Source organism: Lelliottia sp. RWM.1, from assembly GCF_016859735.1.
GTDB lineage: Bacteria > Pseudomonadota > Gammaproteobacteria > Enterobacterales > Enterobacteriaceae > Enterobacter.
The window spans coordinates 73,656-95,157 of the sequence record NZ_WLVC01000009.1 but is presented as its reverse complement, the minus strand read 5'-3'; the positions used below and the strand labels follow the sequence as shown (position 1 = coordinate 95,157).

Annotated in this window: 16 protein-coding genes and 5 pseudogenes; 13 read left to right on the top strand and 8 right to left on the bottom strand. The window is 49.8% G+C overall.

Annotated elements, in window-relative coordinates:
• Positions 1-83: 83 nt before the first annotated feature.
• Complete coding sequence (gene soxS, locus GF617_RS09910; RefSeq protein ID WP_003860277.1) at positions 84-410, top strand: superoxide response transcriptional regulator SoxS; 327 nt, start codon at positions 84-86, stop codon at positions 408-410.
• A 15-nt stretch (positions 411-425) separates the two neighbouring features.
• Here the strand turns inward: soxS and GF617_RS09905 are convergent, their stop codons facing one another.
• Both GF617_RS09905 and GF617_RS09900 read right to left on the bottom strand, forming a co-directional pair.
• Entirely contained in the window at positions 426-1,991 is a 1,566-nt protein-coding gene (locus GF617_RS09905; protein WP_181621869.1) for an EAL domain-containing protein, read from the bottom strand.
• 339 nt (positions 1,992-2,330) lie between these two features.
• The gene (locus tag GF617_RS09900) at positions 2,331-3,734 is read right to left on the bottom strand and encodes a sensor domain-containing diguanylate cyclase (RefSeq protein WP_203451585.1); all 1,404 of its coding nucleotides are present in this window, start codon (positions 3,732-3,734) and stop codon (positions 2,331-2,333) included.
• A gap of 496 nt (positions 3,735-4,230) precedes the next feature.
• On the opposite strand from GF617_RS09900, the gene GF617_RS09895 reads away from it, so the two are divergent.
• The 8 genes from GF617_RS09895 (at position 4,231) to fecE (ending at position 12,181) form a co-directional block, all read left to right on the top strand.
• Positions 4,231-4,512, top strand: coding sequence for a YjcB family protein (locus GF617_RS09895; RefSeq protein WP_181621867.1), 282 nt, complete (start codon positions 4,231-4,233; stop codon positions 4,510-4,512).
• A gap of 120 nt (positions 4,513-4,632) precedes the next feature.
• Positions 4,633-5,154 (top strand): ferric citrate uptake sigma factor FecI, encoded by a 522-nt coding sequence (gene fecI / locus GF617_RS09890; protein WP_181621866.1) that lies wholly within the window; start codon positions 4,633-4,635, stop codon positions 5,152-5,154.
• Positions 5,151-6,104, top strand: a complete 954-nt coding sequence (gene fecR, locus GF617_RS09885; protein WP_203451584.1) for a ferric citrate uptake sigma factor regulator FecR — start codon at positions 5,151-5,153, stop codon at positions 6,102-6,104. The genes fecI and fecR overlap by 4 nt, the downstream gene beginning before the upstream one ends.
• A gap of 86 nt (positions 6,105-6,190) precedes the next feature.
• Positions 6,191-8,518 (top strand): TonB-dependent Fe(3+) dicitrate receptor FecA, encoded by a 2,328-nt coding sequence (gene fecA, locus GF617_RS09880; protein ID WP_181621864.1) that lies wholly within the window; start codon positions 6,191-6,193, stop codon positions 8,516-8,518.
• A gap of 44 nt (positions 8,519-8,562) precedes the next feature.
• Positions 8,563-9,465, top strand: a complete 903-nt coding sequence (locus GF617_RS09875) for a Fe(3+) dicitrate ABC transporter substrate-binding protein FecB (protein ID WP_181621863.1) — start codon at positions 8,563-8,565, stop codon at positions 9,463-9,465.
• Positions 9,462-10,460, top strand: a complete 999-nt coding sequence (gene fecC / locus GF617_RS09870) for an iron-dicitrate ABC transporter permease FecC (protein WP_203451583.1) — start codon at positions 9,462-9,464, stop codon at positions 10,458-10,460. The genes GF617_RS09875 and fecC overlap by 4 nt, the downstream gene beginning before the upstream one ends.
• Entirely contained in the window at positions 10,457-11,413 is a 957-nt protein-coding gene (gene fecD / locus GF617_RS09865; RefSeq protein ID WP_181621861.1) for a Fe(3+) dicitrate ABC transporter permease subunit FecD, read from the top strand. Before fecC ends, fecD begins: the two co-directional genes overlap by 4 nt.
• Positions 11,414-12,181, top strand: a complete 768-nt coding sequence (gene fecE, locus GF617_RS09860) for a Fe(3+) dicitrate ABC transporter ATP-binding protein FecE (protein ID WP_203451582.1) — start codon at positions 11,414-11,416, stop codon at positions 12,179-12,181.
• A 49-nt stretch (positions 12,182-12,230) separates the two neighbouring features.
• On the opposite strand, the gene GF617_RS09855 is transcribed toward fecE, so the two are convergent.
• Positions 12,231-13,781 (bottom strand): hypothetical protein, encoded by a 1,551-nt coding sequence (locus tag GF617_RS09855; protein WP_203451581.1) that lies wholly within the window; start codon positions 13,779-13,781, stop codon positions 12,231-12,233.
• Between the two features lie 637 nt (positions 13,782-14,418).
• Between GF617_RS09855 and GF617_RS09850 the strand changes: the two are divergent.
• Both GF617_RS09850 and wcaA read left to right on the top strand, forming a co-directional pair.
• Positions 14,419-14,730: pseudogene (locus GF617_RS09850) on the top strand (pentapeptide repeat-containing protein); the annotation flags it as partial.
• Between the two features lie 24 nt (positions 14,731-14,754).
• Positions 14,755-15,624, top strand: a pseudogene (gene wcaA, locus GF617_RS09845) (colanic acid biosynthesis glycosyltransferase WcaA).
• 125 nt (positions 15,625-15,749) lie between these two features.
• Here wcaA and GF617_RS09840 read toward each other — a convergent pair.
• The 3 genes and pseudogenes from GF617_RS09840 to GF617_RS27445 form a co-directional block, all read right to left on the bottom strand.
• The gene (locus tag GF617_RS09840; protein WP_203451580.1) at positions 15,750-16,229 is read right to left on the bottom strand and encodes a hypothetical protein; all 480 of its coding nucleotides are present in this window, start codon (positions 16,227-16,229) and stop codon (positions 15,750-15,752) included.
• Positions 16,222-17,116: pseudogene (gene parM, locus GF617_RS09835) on the bottom strand (plasmid segregation protein ParM domain-containing protein). The gene GF617_RS09840 and the pseudogene parM overlap by 8 nt, the downstream one beginning before the upstream one ends.
• A gap of 54 nt (positions 17,117-17,170) precedes the next feature.
• Positions 17,171-17,254 (bottom strand): annotated as a pseudogene (locus tag GF617_RS27445) (peptidoglycan endopeptidase); the annotation flags it as partial.
• On the opposite strand from GF617_RS27445, the pseudogene GF617_RS09825 reads away from it, so the two are divergent.
• Positions 17,216-17,988, top strand: a pseudogene (locus GF617_RS09825) (EAL domain-containing protein). The pseudogenes GF617_RS27445 and GF617_RS09825 sit on opposite strands and share 39 nt — an antisense overlap.
• Positions 17,989-18,130: 142 nt before the next feature.
• Positions 18,131-18,622: a hypothetical protein gene (locus GF617_RS09820; protein ID WP_203451577.1), complete on the top strand. Its 492-nt coding sequence runs from the start codon at positions 18,131-18,133 to the stop codon at positions 18,620-18,622.
• Positions 18,623-18,877: 255 nt separating this feature from the next.
• Here GF617_RS09820 and GF617_RS09815 read toward each other — a convergent pair whose 3' ends face one another.
• Both GF617_RS09815 and GF617_RS09810 read right to left on the bottom strand, forming a co-directional pair.
• Positions 18,878-19,123 carry a hypothetical protein gene (locus GF617_RS09815; RefSeq protein ID WP_001514834.1) on the bottom strand — a complete coding sequence of 82 codons (246 nt, stop codon included), beginning with the start codon at positions 19,121-19,123 and terminating at the stop codon, positions 18,878-18,880.
• 656 nt (positions 19,124-19,779) lie between these two features.
• A complete protein-coding gene (locus GF617_RS09810) occupies positions 19,780-21,144 on the bottom strand; it encodes an anti-phage deoxyguanosine triphosphatase (protein ID WP_057061554.1) in 1,365 nt (454 codons plus the stop codon).
• Positions 21,145-21,502: the final 358 nt, after the last annotated feature.

Below are 21,502 nucleotides of genomic sequence, written 5' to 3'. Positions count from 1 at the left end.
CAAGTTAACTTGAGGAATTATACTCGCCCGCAGAGAAAACGACGAATCAACAGAGATAGTTGTATCTAGAGAGGGGCAACTTTATGTCACATCAGCAAATTATTCAGACACTTATTGAATGGATTGATGAACATATCGACCAACCGTTAAACATTGATGTGGTCGCTAAGAAATCCGGTTACTCGAAGTGGTATCTGCAAAGAATGTTCCGCACCGTCATGCATCAGACGTTGGGCGACTATATTCGCCAGCGCAGACTGCTACTGGCCGCTCAGGCATTGCGCTCTACGCAGCGCCCCATTTTTGATATCGCAATGGACCTTGGATATGTGTCGCAACAAACATTCTCTCGCGTGTTTCGCCGCGAGTTTGATCGCACACCGAGCGACTACCGCCATCAATTGAATTAATGCGTATGTACACGTTTAGCGTAAAGGTTGCTGCTGCCAGGTCATGAATTCCTGCGGCGGCATCGCTTTCGCAAAGTGCCAACCCTGACAGTATTGTACGCCACGCTTCAGCAACCAGTTTACCTGCTCGGCCGTCTCAACCCCTTCCGCAATCGTTTTTAAGCGCAGACTTTGGGCCATCTCGATGATGTGTTCAGCTATCAGGTGGCTGGTACTGTTGGTGGTTAAGGTATCGATGAAGGATTTGTCGATTTTCAGGATATCGACGTTCAGTGAATAGAGGTTGTGCAGGTTGGAATAACCTGTACCAAAATCATCAATCGCCACTTCATAACCTGCCTGCCGGAAGGCCTGAATCACTGGCGTCGTTTTCGGAACATCGATAAACCCGCGCTCCGTGACTTCAATTTTGATCTGCTGCGCCCGCACAGAGTAAAACCTCGCCTTCTCGGAGATCAGGGCAATCAGGCGCGAAGAGTGGAAATCAGACGCGGACAGGTTAATCGAAATATACAGGTGTGGGTTTGCTGCCAGGAAATGGCCCAGATCGCTGAACACGCCCTCAACGACGTAATCCGTAATGCGCTCGATCATGCCCTCTTTTTCTGCGAGCGGAATAAATTCCGCAGGGCTCATGACTTGTCCATTAAAACCAGGCCAGCGCAGCAGGGCTTCAGCACCGACACACTTGTTATTTTTAATATCAATAATAGGTTGATAATGCACACAAAGCTGATGCTTATTCAGCGCCCGGTGCAATAATCGACCTGGTGAATTGAGCTCGCGATGAGTACGTGACCACACCAATAATATAATGATGCTGCAAATCATCCCCAGCGGCAGTGTCAGCGTAGCCTGGTGGTAAAGAATTTCATAAAAACGGGTATTGGATGTCGACACAATGGCCGCTATTGGCCGCTTATCAGAATTAACGATCGTATAGAAACGATCATCCTTTTGAAATGAGGATTCGTCATGACGAATTCTCGAATTTAATAATGAAACGTTTGCTTCCGTACTCACCGAAAAGAATGCATTAGTGACCGTATCATATACTCCCCACGACAGTGAATGGTCCGTCGACATGACCTCACTGTAGGAAAGTGGATTGACCACCACAACATAATTCCCACGTTGCATATACGTCATTTTATAGCCAGTAAAGAATGGCGTATCGCGATAATAATAGATCGCAACATCAGGTTTACGTTTGTAATTGGCTGTGGGTATTAAGTAAGGATGGTCAGGCGTCAAAACGGTCGAACAAAGAAAATTCTGACCTTCTGCATAAATTAAATCTGCAACGTACAGGCGGCCACGAACAACATTCAACATATATTGACGATGGCCAGGCGTACACAACTTACCCTGGTATTTTTCAGCGGCGTCGCGAGCTAAATCAACCTGTTGAATTACCAGTTCAGTTTTGTCTAAGGCGAGTTGTGCAAATGAACGGAGTTGGGCACTTGTTTCGGTCACCGCGCGTAACTGAGCAAACCATAGCGCAAGCATCACCGGTAGCAAAACTACCATGATGATCCCTACCACTCTCAGCATCTTGCGCTGCGCGCTACGATTCATTTTCCGCCCTATATCCCTGCTCTTTGTGCGCCTGTAGTAATGAAGGCCGGATGCTTTGATAAACAGGTGATTACGTTGCATGAATCATGCGAAGTTAGCAACTGACTTTTGGTATTAAAAATCTTAAATTTCGTTATGACGATAATATTTTCCCGTAAGCCAAACTGAAAGTATTCGTTTCGTTTCTATTAAGGAAAATATTTATCCATTCTGGCAGGGAAGTTTTAAGATAACACAACAGAGGATCGTTGATTAAGCCAAACTGCTGGCAGCATGAAAAAAGCACAACTTGAGTGTGAAAATTCATACTATTTGTTCATGACCATTTCTGGGTTTGATTTATAAATAATCAGAGACGACTACCGTTTTCCCTCTTCCCGTCCGCTTAGCATCATATAACGCTTTATCTGCGCGCGTCAGTAATGCTGAGGTATCACGTTGACCATGACACACCTCTACCAATCCTGCACTAAAGGAGAGGATCAACGTTTTATCCCCGACCAACAACGGTATTGTGCTGAGCGTTGTGCGTAATCTGGCGGATAGTAGCATCGCGGCATCGCTGTCCGTCCCCTCCAGCAGCAGTAAGAACTCCTCCCCCCCCACCCGTCCTAAAGCAGAATCTACCGGGCTCAACTCCCGGATCCGATCGCAAAAATGGACCAGAGCAGCATCACCGACCTGGTGTCCCCATTCGTCATTGATTTGCTTGAAATAATCCAGATCAAACATCAGCACACAAAAATGGCTGTTCGCATCCTGAAGTGAATGTACTGCCAGTGCTGACTTGAGTTGCTGCAAAATCGCAGAACGATTGAAACATCCGGTGAGATCGTCAGTGGTCGCTTTTACCGCCAGTTGCTGCTCCACTTTTTTACGCTCGGTAATATCCAGACCTATATTAAGGATAGAGCTGTCCGGTAACAGAATATTTGACCACAGGATGGTGAGTTGCATTCCGTCTTTGCGCACAGGATACCATTCATACATATCCTTAAGTGGGGAGATATGAATCGACTCTCGCACCCGCCTCCGTTCTTCAGGATCGGGATAAAACAGCATCAGCGGATCGGAATGTGCACTGATTTCAGCCATGCTCCAGCCGAACACTTTTTCACATTCCGCATTCCATAACACACATCGGTTATGTCGGTCGAAAGCGTTCATCAACACCGGCGCACGTTCGAAGAGCGTTTTATATTGCGTGACAACTCGCTGCATTTCTTGCGCCGTTTTCTCCCTGGCGACGATTTCTGCCAAATAATCTTTTAATTTTTCAACCAAAACCATCACGATATTTTTGAGTATCGGTAACGAATATAACCGTTCGTCAAAGGCTAAAAAGAAATAGCCACTGCATCGCCAGTCCTGTGATGAGAGCTTACATAATACGCCGCTTTGTAATTGCGAGTAACCAGGATGCTGAGAAGGAAACAATGCTCTGCCAATATTTTCTTTCCAGTACACCGCTCTCCATGAGCGTTTGTGCCTTTGCAGTAACGTGCTGGCCAGAAAATCAGTCACATCAAAAGAATGACAGGTCACGTCACCGGCACACACAACACGCTGTAAACCAGTGTCATCATCGACACTTACCCAGGCCAGTGTCGACCCCAGCGTGCGATTGATGGTTTCAAGCATTTCTACCAGAGAGGATTGCGAGGTGAGTTGAGGCATTAGCTTTGCCAGTGCATGCAACGCCCGCATACTGTCATTAACAATCTCGCGTCGTTTTTCTTTCATCGTTGATTCGCAGGTCATTGAGCGATAAACCGACCGCAACGAATAAATCAGGATTCGGGAAAATGGTAAATCAGATTAAACATCCAAATAATATTTAAAAGATTACAGTCTTATTCTGTGCGTAATAAAAATGATACATAAAAGTAAGAAAACCAATAAATTCAAAATCCTGAATTATTAACTGCGAGTACATTTATATGTCCACTCAAGCATAATCCATAGGTTTAATACTGTAAATATTATACAACTTACGACCTATTGCAGAGGTTTTGCTATCTCAATGAATTTATTATAAAGAGTACAAAGAATCATTCCTTCGCCTGCAAAGATATATTTTCCGTCGGCGCTCTACACATTTACCCTGGCTATAAAACATCGATTTTTCATCACATGAACGCTGGCGAATAAAACAGCAAGTGTGATATAGTTCACATATCTTATGTAACACAAAACACTGTTTCATTACGTTTCGTCTGCCCTGTCGAGGATTGGTTTTATGGCAACCATTACTACCAGCATGGTTCTTCTGCGCTGGCCGTTACTGAGTGCGGTTTTGATGTTTTTAGCCAGCACGCTGAACATTCAATTTCGTAAATCTGACTACGCTGGCCTTGCCATCATCAGCACTGTCCTGGGACTCGGAGCCGCCTGCTGGTTTGCAACGGGTCTGCTTGGCATCACTCTGGTAGATGTCGCAACGATCTGGGAAAACGTAAAAGTGGTGATGGTTGAAGCGATGAGCCACACCCCGCCAGACTGGCCGATGGTGATTACCTGATCGTCTTTGATAACAATGTGTTAAGAGCCTCCATTGCGAGGCTTTTTTATTTCCAATTGTAATGAGAACCATTCTCATATTAATATAGCCGCGTGATGATTAACTTTTGATACATTCCGCATGTCTGACCGCGCCGCTACCACCGCTGCTTTCACACTTGAATCGCTCTACGGCGCGCATCACGGCTGGCTGAAAACCTGGCTCACTCGCAAACTCCAGTCGGCATTTGATGCCGATGATATTGCCCAGGACACCTTCCTGAGAGTGATGAGTAGCGAAACGCTGTCCACGATCCGCGATCCGCGTTCATTTCTCTGTACCATTGCCAAACGGGTGATGGTTGATCTCTTTCGCCGCCATGCACTGGAAAAGGCATACCTTGAGATGCTCGGGAATCTGCCTGAGGCCCTGGCCCCTTCACCAGAAGAGCGTGAAAGCCAGCTCGAAACCCTGCAACTGATTGACACCATGCTTGATGGTTTGAGCGGCAAAACCCGCGAGGCCTTTCTGCTTTCGCAACTGGAAGGCCTGACGTATAGCGACATTGCCCAAAGACTGGGAGTCTCGGTCAGCTCTGTGAAAAAGTATGTCGCCAGGGCCATTGAACACTGTCTGCTGTTTCGCCTGGAGCACGGTTTATGACCCCGTCGTTAACCGATTCACGCCGTCAGGCATTGCGCTCCGCTTCGCACTGGTATGCCGTCTTAAGCGGCGAGCGTGTCAGTCCTCAGCAGGAGGAACGCTGGCAGCAGTGGTACGAGCAAGATCAGGATAACCAGTGGGCGTGGCAGCAGGTAGAAAACTTGCGCAGCCAGCTTAGCCATGTTCCTGGTGATGTCGCCAGCCGGGCGCTGCACGACACACGGCTGACCCGTCGCAACGTGATGAAAGGTCTTCTGCTGTTACTCGGAGTGGGTGGGGGCTGGCAACTCTGGCAATCCGAAACGGGTGAAGGACTGCGCGCCGATTACCGTACGGCGAAAGGCAACGTCAGCCAGCACAAACTGGAAGATGGCTCCTTGCTGATGCTCAATACGCAAAGTGCCGCAGATGTCCGTTTTGACGCCCGGCAACGCACAGTGAAACTCTGGTACGGCGAAATTGCTATCACCACCGCGAAAGATGCACAGCAGCGCCCGTTCCGGGTATTCACTCGCCAGGGCCAGTTAACCGCCCTGGGCACAGAATTTACCGTTCACCAACAGGACGACATCACCCGCCTCGCCGTTCAGCAGCACGCCGTGGAAGTGATTCTGGCCAACGCCCCGACACAAAAGCGCATCGTACATGCCGGAGAGAGTTTGTCATTCAGCGCCACTGAATTTGGCGTCCTCACCCAGCAGGATGACGAAGTTACCAGTTGGACCCAGGGCGTACTGAGCTTCAGTGATAAACCGCTTGGGGAAGTGATATTAACCCTGGCGCGCTATCGTAATGGTGTACTGCGCTGCGATCCTGCCGTCGCTGGGTTACGCCTGAGCGGGACATTCCCGCTGAAGAATACCGACGCGATCCTGAACGTGATCGCCCAAACACTCTCCGTTAAAATTCAGTCAGTTACGCGATACTGGGTCAACATCTCGCCACTGTAAGAAAAATAATTCTCATTTCGATTGTCCTTTTTACCCTTCTCGTTCGACTCATAACTGAATACAACAAAAATGATGATGGAGAAGGTATGACGCCTTTACGCGTTTTTCATAACACAACACCTTTGGTTAACGCCATTCGCCTGAGCCTGCTGCCACTGGCAGGGCTGGCATCGTTTTCCGTATTGGCTGCACAGGTTGATATCGCGGCGGGATCGCTGGACAAAGCACTCAACCAGTATGCCGCCCACAGCGGGATCACCCTGTCCGTAGATGCCAGCCTGACGCGCGGCAAACACAGCAACGGACTGCACGGCGACTACGACGTGGAAACAGGACTGCAACAGCTGCTGAGCGGTAGCGGTTTGCAGGTTAAGCCTCTGGGCAACAACAGCTGGACGCTGGAGGCAGCCCCCACGCCAAAAGAAGATGCCCTGACCGTGGTGGGTGACTGGCTGGGCGATGCGCGTGAAAACGACGTTTTCGAACATGCTGGCGCACGCGACGTGATCCGCCGTGAGGATTTCGCTAAAACAGGCGCAACCACCATGCGCGACGTGCTTAACCGTATTCCTGGCGTCACCGCCCCGGAAAACAACGGAACCGGTAGCCACGACCTGGCGATGAACTTTGGTATCCGCGGGCTTAATCCACGCCTTGCCAGCCGTTCGACGGTATTAATGGACGGAATTCCCGTCCCGTTTGCCCCTTACGGTCAGCCACAGCTTTCACTTGCTCCGGTTTCGCTGGGTAACATGGATGCCATCGATGTGGTGCGTGGCGGCGGTGCAGTTCGCTACGGACCGCAGAACGTGGGCGGCGTAGTGAACTTTGTAACCCGCGCCATCCCGCAGGATTTTGGGATTGAAGCGGGTGTTGAAGGCCAGCTCAGCCCAACCTCTTCGCAAAATAATCCGAAAGAGACGCACAACCTGATGGTTGGCGGTACGGCGGATAATGGTTTTGGCACATCACTTCTCTATTCCGGTACACGCGGTAGCGACTGGCGCGAGCACAGCGCCACGCGAATCGACGACCTGATGCTGAAAAGCAAATATGCGCCAAACGAGGTGCATACTTTTAATAGCCTGCTGCAATATTACGATGGCGAAGCTGACATGCCCGGCGGCCTGTCACGTGCGGATTACAACGCCGATCGCTGGCAATCAACTCGCCCGTATGATCGTTTCTGGGGACGTCGCAAACTGGCGAGCCTGGGCTACCAGTTCCAGCCGGACAACCAGCATAAATTCAATATTCAGGGTTTCTACACCGAAACGCTGCGCAGCGGTTATCTGGAACAAGGTAAACGCATCACCCTTTCCCCTCGTAACTATTGGGTGCGCGGCATTGAGCCACGCTATAGCCAGAGCTTTATGATGGGCCCCACCGCGCACGAAGTCGGTGTAGGTTACCGTTATGTCAATGAATCGACGCATGAAATGCGCTACTACACCAACACCAGCAGCGGTCAGTTGCCGTCCACCTCCAGCCCGTATGATCGTGATACCCGCTCCGGAACAGAGGCGCATGCCTGGTATCTGGATGACAAAATCGATGTGGGCAACTGGACCATTACGCCAGGTATGCGCTTTGAACATATCGAGTCATACCAGGACAACAACATCAAAGGCACGCGCGAGGAAGTGAGCTATAACGCCCCACTCCCGGCGCTCAACGTTCTCTATCACCTGACTGACAGCTGGAATCTTTATGCCAACACTGAAGGCTCGTTCGGCACCGTACAGTACAGCCAAATTGGCAAGGCTGTGCAAAGCGGCAATGTGGAACCGGAAAAAGCGCGAACCTGGGAGCTCGGAACCCGATACGACGACGGTGCGCTGAGCGCAGAAATGGGGCTGTTCCTGATTAACTTCAATAATCAGTACGACTCTAATCAGACCAACGATACCGTGACTGCACGGGGTAAAACCCGCCATACCGGGCTGGAAACACAGGCGCGCTACGATCTGGGCACACTGACGCCAACACTGGATAACGTCTCCGTGTACGCCAGCTATGCCTACGTGAATGCCCGGATCCGTGAAGATGGCGACACTTACGGCAATCAGGTTCCGTTCTCACCAAAACATAAAGGCACGCTGGGTGTGGATTACAAACCCGGTAGCTGGACGTTCAATCTGAACAGTGACTTCCAGTCGAGCCAGTTTGCGGATAACGCCAACACCGTGAAAGAGAGTGCTGACGGCAGTACCGGTCGCATTCCAGGCTTCATGCTGTGGGGCGCTCGCGTGGCGTATGACTTCGGTCCACAGATGGCTGACCTGAACCTGGCGTTTGGCGTGAAGAACATCTTCGATCAGGAATACTTCACCCGCGCGTATGACGATAACAACAAAGGCATCTATGCAGGCCAGCCGCGTACGCTGTACATGCAGGGTTCTTTGAAGTTCTGACGTGTTAATGCCCGGCTTGCCGGGCTTTTAGCAGGAATACAACGATGTTGGCATTTATCCGTTTTCTTTTTGCAGGCCTGATGCTGGTCACCAGCCACGCCTTTGCCGCCACGGTTCAGGATGAGCATGGCACTTTTACACTCGATAAAACACCACAACGGATTGTGGTGCTGGAACTGTCGTTTGCAGATGCGCTGGCAGCCGTCGATGTCAGCCCGGTCGGGATCGCAGACGATAACGATGCCAGCCGAATTCTGCCTGATGTACGTGCACATCTGAAGCCCTGGCAATCTGTCGGAACCCGCGCACAACCCAGCCTTGAAGCGATCAGTGCGCTGAAGCCGGATCTGATCATTGCCGACAGCAGTCGCCATGCCGGGATCTACAGTGCGCTACAGCAAATCGCCCCGGTACTGTTGCTCAAATCACGTAATGAAACCTATGCCGAAAATCTGCAATCAGCGGCAATCATCGGCGAGGTGATTGGAAAAAAAGCGCAGATGCAGGCACGCATTGAGCAGCATCACGAGAAGATGGCGCAATGGGCCAGCCAGTTACCCAAAGGAACGCACGTCGTCTTTGGCACATCCCGCGAACAGCAGTTCAACCTGCATACCCAGGACACCTACACCGGCAGTGTACTGAAAGCACTGGGGCTGAATGTCCCGACCGCAATGGCTGGCGCCGCTATGCCCTCCATCAGCCTTGAGCAGTTACTGGCGATTAACCCAACCTGGTTGTTGGTTGCCCATTACCGTCAGGAGAGCATCGTCAAAAACTGGCAGCAGGATCCGCTCTGGCAGATACTGACCGCAGCGCAAAAACAGCAGGTCGCGTCGGTCGACAGTAACGCCTGGGCGCGAATGCGGGGAATTTTCGCCGCAGAACGCATTGCCAGTGACACGGTAAAAATCTTTCACCACCAGCCACTTGCCGATGTGAAATGATCGATCTACATCATCCCGCGCTGCGGTGGGGCATTCCCATCGTGGCGCTTATCGCTATTTTCTGGCTGAGTCTGTTTTGCTACTCGGCCATTCCTGTTTCTGGGGCAGAGGCATTGCGAGCGCTCATTCCAGGCCACACGCCGACGCTGCCCGAAGCGCTGGTGCATAATCTTCGCCTGCCGCGAAGCCTGGTCGCTATGCTGATTGGTGCGAGTCTCGCACTGGCGGGCGCATTGCTGCAAACCCTGACCCACAACCCGCTGGCTTCGCCTTCACTCCTCGGTATTAACAGCGGTGCGGCGCTGGCGATGGCGCTGACCAGTGCGCTCAGCCCGACGCCCATCGCTGGTTATTCCGTGGCGTTTATCGCAGCCTGTGGCGGAGGTATGAGCTGGCTGCTGGTGATGACAGCAGGCGGGGGATTCCGGCACACGCAGGATCGCAATAAGCTGATCCTGGCGGGCATCGCACTTTCGGCGTTTTGCATGGCCCTTACCCGCATCACGCTACTGCTGGCTGAAGATCACGCTTATGGCATTTTTTACTGGCTTGCCGGCGGCGTTTCCCATGCACGCTGGCAGGAATTCTGGCAACTCTTTCCGATGGTGGTGATCGTCACCCCGGTCATTTTGCTGCTGGCGAATCAACTTAATCTGCTCAACGTTAGCGACCATACCGCCCATACGCTGGGCGTGAATTTGCCGAGACTACGTCTGCTCATCAATGTGCTGGTGCTGATTCTGGTGGGCGCGTGTGTCAGCGTGGCGGGACCTGTCGCATTTATTGGCTTACTCATGCCGCACCTCGCCCGTGTCTGGATTGGGTTTGATCAGCGCAAGGTTTTGCCTATGAGTATGCTGATGGGCGCTACGTTGATGCTGCTGGCCGATGTACTGGCAAGAGCGCTGGCTTTCCCCGGCGATCTTCCCGCAGGCGCTGTGCTGGCATTGCTTGGCGCGCCCTGCTTTGTGTGGCTGGTCAGGAGGCGCGGATGAGATTCGCGATGGTGAGCCTCCTTGCAATTGCGTTAGCGGGTTGCGCCGTATTATCACTCCAGATGGGGGTCATCGCCGTGCCGTGGCATGCCCTGTTGACCGACTGGCATACTGGCCGGGAACACTACTACGTTCTGATGGATTACCGCCTGCCGAGGTTGCTTCTGGCGCTGTTTGTCGGGGCCGCACTGGCCGTCGCCGGTGTACTGGTTCAGGGCATCGTGCGTAATCCGCTGGCTTCGCCGGATATCCTTGGCGTAAACCATGCGGCCAGCCTGGCGACCGTGGGGGCGCTGCTTTTACTGCCCTCACTTCCGGTCATATTTCTGCCACTGCTGGCGTTTGGCGGTGGAATGGCAGCACTGCTCCTGCTGCGACTCCTGGCCGATACCGCCCAGCCGATGCGACTGGCGCTCACCGGTGTTGCCCTTTCTGCTTGCTGGGCAAGCATCACCGATTATCTGATGTTGTCCCGCCCGCAAGATGTCAGCAATGCCCTGCTCTGGCTGACCGGTAGCCTGTGGGGGCGCGACTGGAGCTTTGTGAAAGTGGCCGTTCCCCTGTTGGTGCTGCTTCTGCCGTTAAGCCTGCGATTTTGCCGCGACCTCGATCTGCTGGCGCTGGGTGATGCCAGAGCCACCACGCTTGGCGTACCGGTCCGGCGTCTTCAGTTCTGGGGACTCATGCTGGCTGTGGCCATGACGGCAACCGGTGTTGCCGTCTGCGGCCCCATCAGTTTTATCGGTCTGGTCGTGCCGCATATGGTGCGAAAAATGACCGGGGGACGTCACCGTTGGCTGCTGCCAGTCTCCGCTCTGATGGGGGCACTGCTGCTGGTGGTTGCCGATCTGCTGGCGCGAATTATCCACCCGCCGCTGGAACTTCCTGCTGGCGTACTGACCGCCATTATCGGTGCACCGTGGTTTGTCTGGCTGCTTGTGAGAATGCGATAAATGAGATTACGTACTGAAAATCTGACCGTCAGTTATGGTTCGCAAACGGTGCTGGACGGGCTTTCACTCACGTTACCTGAGGGGAAAATTACTGCGCTACTCGGCCCCAACGGATGCGGGAAATCCACGCTGCTGAACTGTTTTTCACGCCTGCTAGCCCCAAAATCTGGCTCAGTGTGGCTTGAAGAACACTCCATTAACCGCCTCACATCACGTCAGTTCGCCCGTCAACTGGCACTATTGCCGCAGCATCACTTAACCCCTGAAGGCATCACCGTTCGGGAACTGGTGAGTTATGGCCGTAGCCCGTGGGTATCGTTATGGGGACGGTTGTCCGTTGAAGACAATGCGCGGGTCAATGTAGCCATGAGCCAGACTCAGACGCACCATCTTGCCGAACGTCGGCTAACCGAGCTATCCGGCGGACAACGTCAGCGGGCTTTTCTGGCAATGGTGCTGGCGCAAGATACTCCGGTCGTCTTGCTCGATGAACCCACAACCTATCTCGATATCAATCACCAGGTTGAGCTGATGCGACTGATGGGCACACTAAAAACACAGGGAAAAACGGTGGTCGCCGTACTGCATGATTTGAACCAGGCCAGCCGCTATTGCGATCATCTGGTGGTCCTGGCAAACGGGCGCGTAATGGCGCAAGGATCGCCGGAAGAGGTGATGCAGCCCGCGTTACTGAAAACGGTATTTAGCGTCGAAGCCGAAATCCACCCCGATCCGGTGTCAGGCAGGCCGATGTGCGTGGTGGTGTAACACGCGATACCTGAACAGAACACACCTGTTCAGGTATCAGGGACGTGATTTAAAGAGAGGCATTTTCCTGATAAGTATTTAGATCCAGAACATCAGCACTGACATCAACATACTTTACAGGGGAGGCTGGACTGATGATCGTCCCTTCCGATATGGGGGCAAACAGTGCAGGAGTGATGTAAATCCTGTAAGCCCCACTGACGGGATAAGGCGCTCGGGTTATCGTGGCAATGAGCGTTTCACCTCCCCGTCCACCGCCAGGAATCATAATTCTGGTTTTCGCTGACTTCGTATTAGTGGACGCCCAGTTTCGAGAGCCTGCGCAGATAAGATAATCCTGCCCAATCTCTGCCGCTTTTACTGTATCACCGCCGCTCATCAACGCCCCAGCCTGCGTGACAACAAACATACCCCCAGATTTTTTATACAACACATCATTTTCGCTAAATTCAAAACCCTGAGGGAAAGCGTCCCCAGACAAAAAATAACTGTGATCGATATTACCCAGGATATAACCCCGGGCGCCTGTGACAGATGTCGACTGAACGACATCAATATTACAATCACTGGTATACAACCGGTCACATTCCAGACGGGAAAAAGCACTATTCGGTTGCTGCCCTCCCTTCATTTCCTGGACGGCATTGATGGTAGCCTCGATATATGCCTGTCGATTGTATACGCCTCCCCCTTCCCCTTCGCCGAACTTGTAATTCCCTATGGCATCGAATTTCTGACAACGGATCCAGCTAAACGTCATTTTCGAACCAGACCCCCGATGCCGCACAATATTTGCAGTAATATTCGTCAGTGAAAACTCATTGCTGACGTCATTTGTGCTGGAGGTGGCAACCTCAACAGTACCATCCTGAGTCGTAATATCAGACAAAACAAAATTACGGCAGGGTGCAGTATAGATGCCGTTGTTTGTCCCCCAGGCCACGTACACGATTCTTTTACCGTTTCCGACAGGCTCACCTTTCACACCCTTCACCTGAAAATCACGACAGCCATAAAAGGCCAGACCTGAAAACGTCAAACCGGCGTTCAGTGACACATTGCTGTCAGGATAAACCTCGACATTTTCAACGATAAAATTTCGCGACACTTCAAAATGTATGCATTGCCGGGTTTTGGTTGCATACACATTTCGAACGATAATATCAGAGGCAAAATCGGAATCTTTCTGGTCAAGTGAATAAGGTCCTTTTCCCGCAATACCAATACCAATTCCCCAGTTGGGCTGCGCATTTTTATGATTAATATTGTTGATCTGAATATTTTCTATCAGCATGCCGCCATTTTGGTAGTGTCCGTTCACCACATTCAACTCAATAGCATCACCATTCAGATCGGTAAATGAACTGCGAGTAATTCTTCCCCATTGCAGTTTTTCACCTTCATTACCTTGTTGAAGAATGCCAAAGTGGCAACTGGAAAAAGTACAATCCGTCACCCCCAGCGAACTGACAACAGGTAAGTTCATCACGAGGAGCGCCGCCGTTGAGACCTGATGTTTAAATTCAAGAGAGCGAAGAATAATATCCCCTCCGCCATGTACCATTGCGGGGCCATCAAACACGGCATCATGGATAAACACATCTCCCTTGACGGTGATCGTCCAGTGGCCTTTGAACCGCCCCCGATAAACTGGATCCCATCAATGACCAGACTGGCATCAAGTGTGCCGCTAAAGCCTGTGGCGATGACAGGTACGGCACACTGTTTCGCATAATCACACATTGCCTGCAACGCAGCAGAAACCGATATTCCATCACCCATAAACATGGCTGGGGTAACAAATTTCACATCACTCATCATGCGATTCGTAACAACGCGACTTTCCATATCAACATCCCTGAATTTAGATTCCAATAACAGTCAATAAAAAGGATTATATTTTCCAAATAGAAAACACAAAAAACACCCGTAATTAATCATCAGCCATAAGATTCAGCTGATATATTAAGCAGTGGATTATTTTTCAAATAAATAACATCTTAAAACCACATCATCAGCATCAGCATCAGCATCAGCATCAGCATCAGCATCAGCATCAGCATCAGCATTCAACGTACTGATATTCACAACAATGTGATGCGAATTATGTCTAAACGGCTTTACCTTAGAAAGGTTATCAGGCAATAATAAATCACAACCACAAAAAAACACCGTGATATTTATACATTAAAAAAGACAATATACATCCCCCTCTTATTTATTCAGGCAATTTATATATGCTACCTCGCAAGAAAGATAATTTATTAAAAAGATTAAATAAGCATCAGAGTGCAATAAAAAAAGGGACTGTCAGTCACCTTGATTTACAGGGAGCGGATCTTCGTTTTTCTAACCTCAGATCAGTTCGCTTTGAATTTGTTAACCTTACTGGAACCGACCTTTCACACAGTAAACTGGTAGGTTGCCAGTTTGTATCAAGTTCCCTGAACTCGGTGAATCTCAACTTTTGCGATCTTTCAGATTGCCAGTTTCAGAATGTGGATGTGACAGGACTCAGTTTGTCGGGCAGTGACGTTCATACCGCTGAATTTACCAATACGTTCAGCCTGGAAATGCCAAGCCAGGCCACTCAGTCCAGCCTGATGGTCTCTATTTATATGCCGACCTGGAACAGAGAAAAGATGGCTATGCGCGCCATCCAGTCCGTACTGGAGCAGACCTATCCATTTTGGGAGCTAATAATTGTTGATGACAACTCACCTGAGAATAGCCAACTACAGGCATTTATCAACGCAACGGCAGACCCTCGTATTCACTACATCTATAACGATTTCAAATCAGGTGCTTGTAGTGTACGAAACTAGGCGATTGAGCAAGCCAAAGGTAAATATATTGCCGGAATCGATGATGACGATGAGTGGCCACCTAACAGACTGACCACATTTATGAAATATCACTATTTACTGGCTGGATTCTCTTTTCTTTATGCCGATGATTTTATCTGCGAAGGGGAATTGTATTCGAGTCTTAATGACCTTCGCCTCTATCCTAAACCTGCTTTTTCAGGGTCGCTTTTCCAAAAAAGAAATATCATCGGCAACCAGATTTTTACTTGTACTGACAGGTTAAAGCCTGTTCTTTTTGATGAGACGTTAACAGCCGCACAGGACTATGACGCCTTTTACCGTCTACAGCAGGAGTATGGGCGGCCCTACAAAATTAATCTCGCCACGCAGGTACTTTACGTTGACCACGGCGAAGGCCGGATCACCCAGTCCGGGAAAAAATTCTCAGGCTACTTCAACTTTTACAGAAAACATCAGGCCAGTTTGGATATCTCCAGCCGCAAATATCAGCTCTTCACCTTTTATGTTATTCGTAATAAAAAAATGTCCTGCAGAACGTTGCTAAGATTGATGACCTTGCGCAACCTTAAGCGATTTATTACCGGAAAATTGACCTTACGCATCCGTAAGTATTGATATGTGATTCGGGGAAGATCGGCACACTCCCCTCTCCGGTAGCGTGAGAGGGGAAAACATCCTCCGTCAGAAAATCCCTTTCTGCCTCACCTTCTGCATTTTCTGGGTGGGGGCATCGACAGTGCTCAAATCAATCTCTTCTTTGCCGCTAGTGCGTTCCAGCTCTGGCACGCTTGCGGTTTTCCGGCCAGTCTGAGTGGTTGCAATGCAAGCTTTTGCTGCTCCAGCAACGGTTTTAACGCCGCGACCTCTTCACGGATTTTGTGCAGTTGCGAGAGGTGCTCTGAAGCCGTATCGGATCGATCGGCCAGCACCTCTTGTGGCTGCAATTCACTGAGCAGTTCTGCCGGCGTAAGATGTTCTCGCCCCAGAGATTCCGCCACATGGCGGCACAACGCCGGGTCCATCAGATGCAACTGCAATCCTGCCAGATAGACGTTACGGTGAAACGCGCGAATCTCCATATTGGAGTCATCAATGCTGTCCGACTGGTTCATCGACTGATGCCAGCGTTGCAACTGCTGCATCGCGCGCAGGTCTGCGCGCGATTTTTCCGGGGTCAGGTGCAGGGACAGATTGACGCGGCGGATCCCTCCCTTACGCATCCTCACCCACCTCAGCCATCAGGGGTTCATCGATCGCCTGCGCACCAGCGTCAGAGTGATAGAGGCAGATCTCACGTGACAGCGCACGTTGCGGGTTATCGATGCTGATGACTCGTTCATCCAGCGTGGCATATGCCTGGCGCATCGCCTCTTCAATCAGATGCGCCCCGCCGCCGACCAGATAAACACGGTTTGGGTTCTTGGCGAACGTCTTCGCCTCATAGGCCACCTGAGCGCCCAGCTCCTGGATTTTGATCTCAATCTTTTCGCGGATCTCATCGATCCGCGACTCGTCATTAACCACGCTCTTCACAAAGTCGGGATCGTGGCGGCGTTTAATCAGTTCATTCGCCACCAGATAACTGGAATCGCTACCCGCCGCCGCCAGCAGCTTGCAGGTAGCATCGGTCACCATCACCACACCAATTTCATTGTTGCCGTAAATAGCCGACACATCATCAAACTCGCCAACAATCACGCCCATGTCCAGGGTTGTGCCGCCGCAATCAACCACCAGTGATTTGGTGAATTCGTTCACGCTGGAATTCACCAAATGTGACAGGGCAGCAGGCAGACTCTCCGGCATCACCTGAACGTCAACAATGCGGAACAACGCCGGTTTGCAGCAGTGCGTGATGGACGGCCAGCAGGTTCAGATCGCCATACTGGTATTCAATGTGCGTAGTCGACAGCGCCTTATCCGAGGTCGCGTCATAGGTATATTTGGTCGTACCGATGGTGTAGTTGTACACCGCCTGACCGCGCAGCAATGCCGCACTCTTCCAGTCTTTGCGAAAAGAGTTCGGGGAGACCACGGTTTTCAGGATGCCGTTCTCAATCCAGCTAATTTTTACGTTTGTCGAACCATCATCAATGGCAAATTTCAGGCGTGTCTGGGCCATGGAAATGTCTCTATCCATCTTAAATTAACGGACCGCGCATCAGAGCACGACCTCATCTGTCAGTATCCGGCGAGCACCAAGGTAATGGTCCTGCCAAAAGTGGTCGGAAAGCTGGCTAATGCGATTAAGCACCATCAGATCCACCCATACTATCAACCGCTGATTTCCGCCCGTAACAACACCATTTCCGGGGCAGAGATCCTCGCCCGCTGGAATCATGAAGAGCTGGGTTTTATCCCGCCGGATGTTTTTTTCCAGTGGCGGAAAGTACGGGGTTAGTTATCAATCTGACGGAAAGCCTGCTGGTGCAAGTCGTCAACGATATCCGTCGTGGCGTAATAGCACTTGAGCCTGGCTTCAACCTGAATCTCAATATTAGCTACGCCCACTTAGCCGACGATTCCTTTGATACGTTTATTGATACCAGGGCCCCTGTTTTTGCGGCGCAGGGAATCACCCTGGTCTTTGAAATTACCGAACGCGAAAACATCGATCTGTCTGATGCCATCGCCAGAAAAATTATCCATATCAAAAACAGCGGGATCCTGATCGCGCTGGATGATTTTGGTACGGTTTTTTCGAATCTGGCCTTTATCGCTAACCTCAGGCCTGACAGCATCAAAATAGACAGAATGTTTATCCGGCAAATCTCGCAAGACGTCGCAACGCCGTTAATTGACTGCGTAATCGATATGGCGAAAAGAATGAACATCCTCACAACGGCTGAGGGCGTCGAATATGACTATCAGGTCGACTATCTCAAAAACAACCAGATTGATTGTTTGCAGGGGTACTTTTTCTCCAGACCGCTCTCGTTTAATGATTTTATCGTGTTTTTGAATAAACACGCGGTATAGACCCCAAAATCCATCACCACCTCCCCTGGAGGTAGTGATAACAAAAAAGCCCCGTCAGGGCTGAAGGCTCCCCATAAATAAAGACAGGCATAGAAGGTTGTGATCTACTTAGTGTTCCACCAAAAAGTAAGGTCACTCCTCTATGCCTGCTTCACAAGTTTGCCATAAATTTTTCAGCCAGTCCCTGAACTCCATTCATCAGTACCGTAAAAACGCCCTGCTCGATATGACCGTGGCCCTGACACGTGGTGCTTCGCTTTCTCTTACCAGCATCGGCAGATACCTGCCAGGCCCCGCACGTGTTAAGCACAAGATTATCAGAGATGAAAAAAGCGAGCGCTATGGGCTGGGAGTGCGGGCAAGTAAAAGTCGGGGAGAAAAAAGACTATCCGTGCTTTGCCTGGTTGCAGTTCTCTACAGCATCATCCTATGGCTGACGGGATATTACCTTGAAAGTAAGGGAATAAATCGATGGTTCCAGGCGAACAGTGAGAAATCACGCAGGGTGCTGTCGTATCTGACATTGAGTGAAAATGTCATCCGGCAGTCACCGGGGCTCCTGTCGGGGATGAACCCCGACAGGGTATATGCAGATATGGCAAGGGCCTATCGAAACATCATCATGGTGTATTGATGATGTTTCTGGGGATCCCTCAGCCCTGACGGGGCTTTTTTTATGCAGCAACAAACCTTAAAATGGTTCTAATTACCTGATAGTGGAAAACAAAACAAAAAATATAATAATTTCATATTGTTATATGATAATTTATTAACTATGTGAAGTTTATAGTAAAAAATAGCCTTTATTACGACTAAAAACTTTACTTTCCTCTCTTGGTTGTTGCTCACCGCAATCATTCCAATTTTCTGGAATTAGTCTAAAAGAGAATCAGAGCAACTCTTTGCCTATTGGCAGCCTGAAGTCAACTCTGTTGTGAAGATTAACCTCAGAAATGCCCTCAATAAGATTTTCAAGGGAATATTTAACCAGTTCCGCTGGGCCAATAATGATACAGCCATTTTTGGCTTCAATATCAATAGCATCGCCGATACTGAAGCCAACTTTTTCCATAATTGCTTCTGGTATTTTGAATACTGGGCTATCTCCGCATTTCTCAATAATTATCTGGATCATTAGAGCTCCCCCGCTAGTACCATCATACATCATGTCTATAACTATGATTATATATCAACAACTTACATTATTTCAAACCATTTAGTAAGTATCATTGCACTAATCAGTATTAGTAAAAATAATTCAACTATCTTTTATTAATAGATAATTGATACATCCCGCTACAGCACATCGTCCGCATCAAATAGTATCTAATTGATTAGAAATGATTTTAATTTAAAACAGATGAAAAAAGTCAGATGTGCTGTAGTGGGAAAATGATTTTTAATGGAGTGGCTTGCAGTGCAAAAACCTCCTGTTCGATCACCATTTAACAAATGAAAATTTACACAAACTTACAGAAAGGCTCAAAAATTTGTATACATAGCGCAGTTGAGGTTAGGATAAGCAAAGCTTCCCGCCTCCGGGTTGCTACTTACCAAAAATACCAAAGCGGGGTGCTACCCCCGCTTTTTTTGTAACTGACACTTATTCAGTAACCGTGACTTTCTGGCCCAGTGACGCGCAGTATGCTGAGTTAGCAATAGAGCTTATGCTATCCCAAAAAAAGCCATAGAACCCGACAATACTGATAAGGATTGAGCCCCCCTGAAAACAGGGCCAGTGCCAACTTCTAATTCATCATGCTCACGGTTTTGCCATGTGCAGGGGGAACATCAGAGTCTGTCAAAGATTGATCCTTTGCGCGGAACAAAGATTTTCTCATACATCCGGGTCGCGTACTCGTCCGTCATACCTGAAACATAGTCGCTAATGACCCGCATTTTTTTATCGTCAGCTTTTTCAGCTTCTCTATACTTCTTGCACGTCTCTGCCGGGAGAAAACGTGTGGGGTCGCTTGCCAGCACATTGAACAGCTCTACAATCAACTTCTGGCCTTTGAACTCCAGTAGCTGAACGTTTTCGTGCCGGATAACCTTGTCCTCAACCAGACTGAAAATGGCCTTACGTAAGGCTTCGACTTCAGCAGGTAGTGCCACTTTATAGCGAAGCATTCCGCACTTGAAATCAGGATGCTGCACCTGAAGCGTGACACTTGTGATCATCAGATGAACCAGCGTTCCGATACATTCCTTGCGAAGGTAGCTTCTGCCGAACAGCTTATCGGCTACGTCTTCAGCGGTCAGGTCAAACGAGCTACGTTGACATGCTTCAAACAGATGCGACTTGTCACTGAAGTAGTCCATCCACATGCTTTTGTCGATCATTCTCAGTGAGATCGCGTCCTCAAGATCATGGAGTGAGTAGGATATCTCATCCGCTAAGTCCATAATCGTTGTGTCCAGCGCTTTATATTTCGTTTTCCTGTGCTCAACCGGCTCGGTGGTCTTTCTTCCGGATCTGAATAACAGCGCATCATCATGATCAAAAGGTTGGAGTGCGAAGCTGACAGTATCCGCTTCGGAGTCCAGATAGCATTTCGGGGGCTTAAAGCCGGAGGATTTAAACAGCCATTCACGGCTTCCTGACTCTAGCTGGCCGTAAGCGCTCTCGTTGACTACCTCAGAGTAGCTTGCCGGGTATTTCAGCACGCCTAGAATAAGCCTGCGCGTCGGATCCAGCCCGTTGGACTCGGTGTACTTATCCAATTGGGTGAGTATACGCAGCGTCTGTCCGTTACCCTCAAAGCCTCCATAGGCTCTCATGCAGTAGTTAAGCGCAACTTCACCACCATGACCGAAGGGGGGATGGCCGATATCGTGGGCAAGGCAGATAGCCTGCATAAGGCTTGGGTGAGGCAGGAATTCCGCCTCAGCCGCTACCCCAACGGGATAGCGTATATTCAGCTGAGACAGGATGCCGCTGCCAATCTGCGCTACCTCCATAGAGTGAGTCAGCCGTGTGCGGTAGAAGTCGCTCTCGCCCAGCCCCAGCACCTGTGTCTTCGACTGTAATCGCCTGAACGCGGAAGAGTGGATTAGTCGGGAAAGATCACGTTCGTATTCCGACCTTATTTCATCTGGCCTACGGGTATTGTTCCCCTGACGTTCAGACCAGAGCTGTTCTTTGCTGCGTGTCATACAGGCTCCTGTGGGCAGAATATAGCAATCAGCCTGCTTAAGCGCAGACGTGAGAAATGTAAACCCGGGGCTGAGATTCGTCCCTGTTATTCGGAATGAATCCTCTGTGCCAGCAAACTACCCAGGTTTTATCATCGTTAAAGAGTTCCGGGCGAGTGCTCGTCCGTGCTGCACCCTGGAAGTGAAAATGCATCCGTCGCATCCATCATTGAGCAGAATAAATTATCTATCGCATCTATTCCTGTAACGAGACAATATATTTTTTAAATCATCACGTTGCTATGCGTTAGTGCGAACAGCTATGCAATAGAGTTTACAAAAAACGAACTATCAAGTTATTGATTATGTACCTTGTAGT

Bases quoted from the DNA above. Each gene is read 5' to 3' on its own strand.
- soxS (WP_003860277.1), top strand. From the start codon at position 84: ATGTCACATCAGCAAATTATTCAGACACTTATTGAATGGATTGATGAA.
- GF617_RS09905 (WP_181621869.1), bottom strand. From the start codon at position 1,991: ATGAATCGTAGCGCGCAGCGCAAGATGCTGAGAGTGGTAGGGATCATC.
- GF617_RS09900 (WP_203451585.1), bottom strand. From the start codon at position 3,734: ATGAAAGAAAAACGACGCGAGATTGTTAATGACAGTATGCGGGCGTTG.
- GF617_RS09895 (WP_181621867.1), top strand. From the start codon at position 4,231: ATGGCAACCATTACTACCAGCATGGTTCTTCTGCGCTGGCCGTTACTG.
- fecI (WP_181621866.1), top strand. From the start codon at position 4,633: ATGTCTGACCGCGCCGCTACCACCGCTGCTTTCACACTTGAATCGCTC.
- fecR (WP_203451584.1), top strand. From the start codon at position 5,151: ATGACCCCGTCGTTAACCGATTCACGCCGTCAGGCATTGCGCTCCGCT.
- fecA (WP_181621864.1), top strand. From the start codon at position 6,191: ATGACGCCTTTACGCGTTTTTCATAACACAACACCTTTGGTTAACGCC.
- GF617_RS09875 (WP_181621863.1), top strand. From the start codon at position 8,563: ATGTTGGCATTTATCCGTTTTCTTTTTGCAGGCCTGATGCTGGTCACC.
- fecC (WP_203451583.1), top strand. From the start codon at position 9,462: ATGATCGATCTACATCATCCCGCGCTGCGGTGGGGCATTCCCATCGTG.
- fecD (WP_181621861.1), top strand. From the start codon at position 10,457: ATGAGATTCGCGATGGTGAGCCTCCTTGCAATTGCGTTAGCGGGTTGC.
- fecE (WP_203451582.1), top strand. From the start codon at position 11,414: ATGAGATTACGTACTGAAAATCTGACCGTCAGTTATGGTTCGCAAACG.
- GF617_RS09840 (WP_203451580.1), bottom strand. From the start codon at position 16,229: ATGCGTAAGGGAGGGATCCGCCGCGTCAATCTGTCCCTGCACCTGACC.
- GF617_RS09820 (WP_203451577.1), top strand. From the start codon at position 18,131: ATGCCTGCTTCACAAGTTTGCCATAAATTTTTCAGCCAGTCCCTGAAC.
- GF617_RS09815 (WP_001514834.1), bottom strand. From the start codon at position 19,123: ATGATCCAGATAATTATTGAGAAATGCGGAGATAGCCCAGTATTCAAA.
- GF617_RS09810 (WP_057061554.1), bottom strand. From the start codon at position 21,144: ATGACACGCAGCAAAGAACAGCTCTGGTCTGAACGTCAGGGGAACAAT.